Annotated in this window: 2 protein-coding genes and 1 pseudogene; 2 read left to right on the forward strand and 1 reads right to left on the reverse strand. The window is 45.5% G+C overall.

The genetic code is table 11. The annotated features are described in order from the left end of the window. Positions 1–117 precede the first annotated feature (117 nt). Positions 118–1320 carry a cytochrome P450 gene (locus O9X78_RS20875; RefSeq protein WP_332108538.1) on the reverse strand — a complete coding sequence of 401 codons (1203 nt, stop codon included), beginning with the start codon at positions 1318–1320 and terminating at the stop codon, positions 118–120. Between the two features lie 476 nt (positions 1321–1796). Between O9X78_RS20875 and O9X78_RS20455 the strand changes: the two are divergent. Together O9X78_RS20455 and O9X78_RS20460 are read left to right on the forward strand one after the other, a co-directional pair. Then, positions 1797–2021, forward strand: a pseudogene (locus O9X78_RS20455) (DDE-type integrase/transposase/recombinase); the annotation flags it as partial. A 283-nt stretch (positions 2022–2304) separates the two neighbouring features. Then, the gene (locus O9X78_RS20460; RefSeq protein ID WP_269621543.1) at positions 2305–2844 is read left to right on the forward strand and encodes a pyridoxamine 5'-phosphate oxidase family protein; all 540 of its coding nucleotides are present in this window, start codon (positions 2305–2307) and stop codon (positions 2842–2844) included. Positions 2845–3143: the final 299 nt, after the last annotated feature.

Genomic DNA, 3143 nt, shown 5'->3' on the forward strand with positions numbered 1-3143 from the left:
CGTTTATTAACCTGTCGTTGCTTGCCGCGACCAATTTTATCCACCGCCGTTTTCATGTTGTCGTAAATGCCGCGCCGGGGAATACCGCCAAACGTACGGAAGGCATGATAATGGGCGTCAAATAACACACTCCAGTGAAAGCCCTTCCAAGGCAATCCCCATTCCTATGTGAAATTCTTGAGATAGGCCTTCTTTGCAAGTAAAACGCGGAATAACCTTTAACCATTCTTCGGTTAAAATGCGCAGCTCAGTGCGAGCCAGGAATGCCCCGACACATAGATGAGGCTCAGAAGAAAAGGTGAGGTATTCACGCTTACTTCTGTGAATATCAAATGTATTTGGATTGTCGGTTACATTCGGGTCGCGGCCAGATAATGGCAACATACACAGCATCATATCGCCTTCTTTAAACCCGACGCCAAATCGTTCACAATCCTTCGCAACAATATGCGGCGTGCAAATTACACCAAACGCGCGATAGCTCTCCTCGACAAATTTTGGAATCAGCGACGGGTCTTCACTCAGTTCGCTTTGTAGCTCTGGCATAAGCGCGAGCTGTCTAAAGGCGAATGCGGCGTTATTGGCTACCGTGTCCATGCCGCCCAAAAACAGCAGCATACACATGTTTTGAATTTCTTCGGTAGCCATAAATCGGCCATTACTAAGCTTTGTGCTCAGCAAATGACTGATAATGCCATCGTCTGGAGTTGCCTTCTTTTGCTCGATAAAATCTCCCATGATGCCATTTATCTGCATGGCAAGGGTCTGGATATCGATAGCCTCCCTGGCAGCGAAGTACTTCTCTGACAATTCGCGGAACTCCCGAAGTCGATCAAATGGCATACCCATCAACGCCATAAATATGGTTAGCGGGAATCGTATTGAGACTTCGTCGACGAAGTTACATTTTCCTGCACTTACAACGTCGGAAATAATTTCCTTTGCCCAGTAGCGTATCTTATCTTCCATTTTCTTTACGGGCTTAGGCGAGAACATTGGCATTAAGATTTGCCGGAAGGGAAGATTCTCAGGCGGGTCTAAGTGAAGCGGTATGAGTTTTGGCGGATTTTCAATTCTCGGAATATTCATTTCCTTGACGGAAAAGCACTCGGGATCCTGAACGATTGATTTTATGGCCTCGAAACTTCTGGCTACCCAGTGCCCGCCGTTTGCGGGGGTATAAAAAACCTCAGGCGCTTCATGAAGAAGACATGCCATATCGTCATGGACGTTTGGGCCCACTCTGGGGTCGCCGAATACATTAAAGTCGAAAATGTACTTATCTGGTATTTCACTGAGCCTGGGGTTTGAAATTGTCATTATTACTCCTTCGCTCGTTTTTATAGATGCATAAAATTATGTAGGAAGTCAGTCTTCAAGAAATAATCAGTAATATCTGTTGTATCTGTTTAAAAATATAATACTCGGTATAATTTTTTTATATTTATAAAAACATAAGCAATATTATGTTGTTTCTCACTCTCAAGACTACATTAGAAGAAGCTTTTTGGATGGAGCGGTATAGCCTATTCTGAATAGTCATTTTTGTTATTTAAAAAGTGGTAGCGCCACATATTATTGTATTTGGATAACGTTGCAGGAATGAACATTTCCATTCAGCATGAAGCATTCTGCTGTATTTAACTTTCGTCCGTTGTAGCACCCCTACTATTTGGTAAGAACGCCTTCATCGCGCAGATTAGCTATTCCCTCTCATCCAGACTCATAGGCGCTGGGAATAAAGAATGCCGCGCAACAATCAACGCAACTGAGGCTTTCGCTTGTGCTACCTGTATTTGCGCAATGTGATTGATGACTTTAATCGTGAAGAGGTGGATTTCTCCTTGCCCACTGAGCGGGTTATCCGAACACTGGATCGGCTGATTGAATGGCGAAGCAGGCCTCAGCAATTACGTTGCGACAACGGCCCCGAATATATCAGTGGCGCACTCGCAACCTAGTCAGAGAAAAATAACATTGAACTGCTCCTTATCCAGCCAGACAAGCCGCATCGGAACGCCAACTAGCGCCGACAGGGTAAAATTAGCGAAGCCTGTAATTAACCACGCCTTTGCCGACTACAAACAGCAAGCCTTCATCAACTTCGTTCTGGATAAGTATATTGAAGACGGCGTGCAGCAGCTTTCGAGCAAGAATATGAGCGACCTGGTTAAAATCCGATACAATATGATCAGCGATGCTGCCAGTGAACTAGGCTCACCACAAAGGGGGCTTTTTAGGAGGGCGTTGCTTTTTACAAACCAATAAAAACATTAAATGAATTTAGCCATGTGAGTTATTGCTATGGATCTGTCTGCCTTGCCTCGTACAATCTGGAGCGAGCTCGCTCTCGCCAACGATGATCGCCAGCATCCTTGGCGCACGCCGGTGTTGGCGAGTATCGATAGCGACGGATGTCCACAAGCTCGAACTGTTGTGCTGCGAAACGTAGACCGTCACGCTCAAACCCTGCAATTTTTTACTGACTCACGAAGCCCTAAAGTGAATCAACTACGGGCATCACCGCAAATTCAGTTAGTGTTTTGGAGTAAAACCCTTAATTGGCAGGTGCGGATTAGTGCGACGGCAGACATTGCGACTGAGGGCTTGGAAGTAGACGCCGCTTGGGAGCTAGTTAAAAAAACCCCAGCACGAAAGGATTACCTATCAGATCTTGCGCCGGGGGATGCGCTACCACTAAAGAAAAAACAAACGCTAGGCAATAATCACCATTTGGCAGTTATTACAGCAAAGGTGAGTCGCATTGATTGGTTGTCATTGAGTTACGAAGGGCATCAGCGCGCAGAAATCTCCGTTGAAAAACTGCATTGGCTAACGCCCTAAATACTTGAGTTCCTACTACTGATTGCCAGCCATTACTAAGGACTTAGGCTTAACATCGTCTTTATCTTCAAGTTCTGAGCTTGGCAGTACCTGACCACCATCCAGCTTGATCAGATAAGCCAAGATATAAGCAGGGGGAAACGTAGCAACACTGTCGGTGCCCGGTTTTTTAGTAAGCGCTCAACAAACCCCACCCTATTTATTCTTTGCAATCTCGACTAAGGCATCTATAGTTTTCATAAGCTCAGGATGAGCCCATAGCATGGAAGGCATTCTCAGGATGAGGACTTGCAAGGGAT

The sequence above is a fragment of the Zhongshania aquatica genome (assembly GCF_027257955.1).
GTDB classification, from domain to species: domain Bacteria; phylum Pseudomonadota; class Gammaproteobacteria; order Pseudomonadales; family Spongiibacteraceae; genus Spongiibacter; species Spongiibacter aquatica.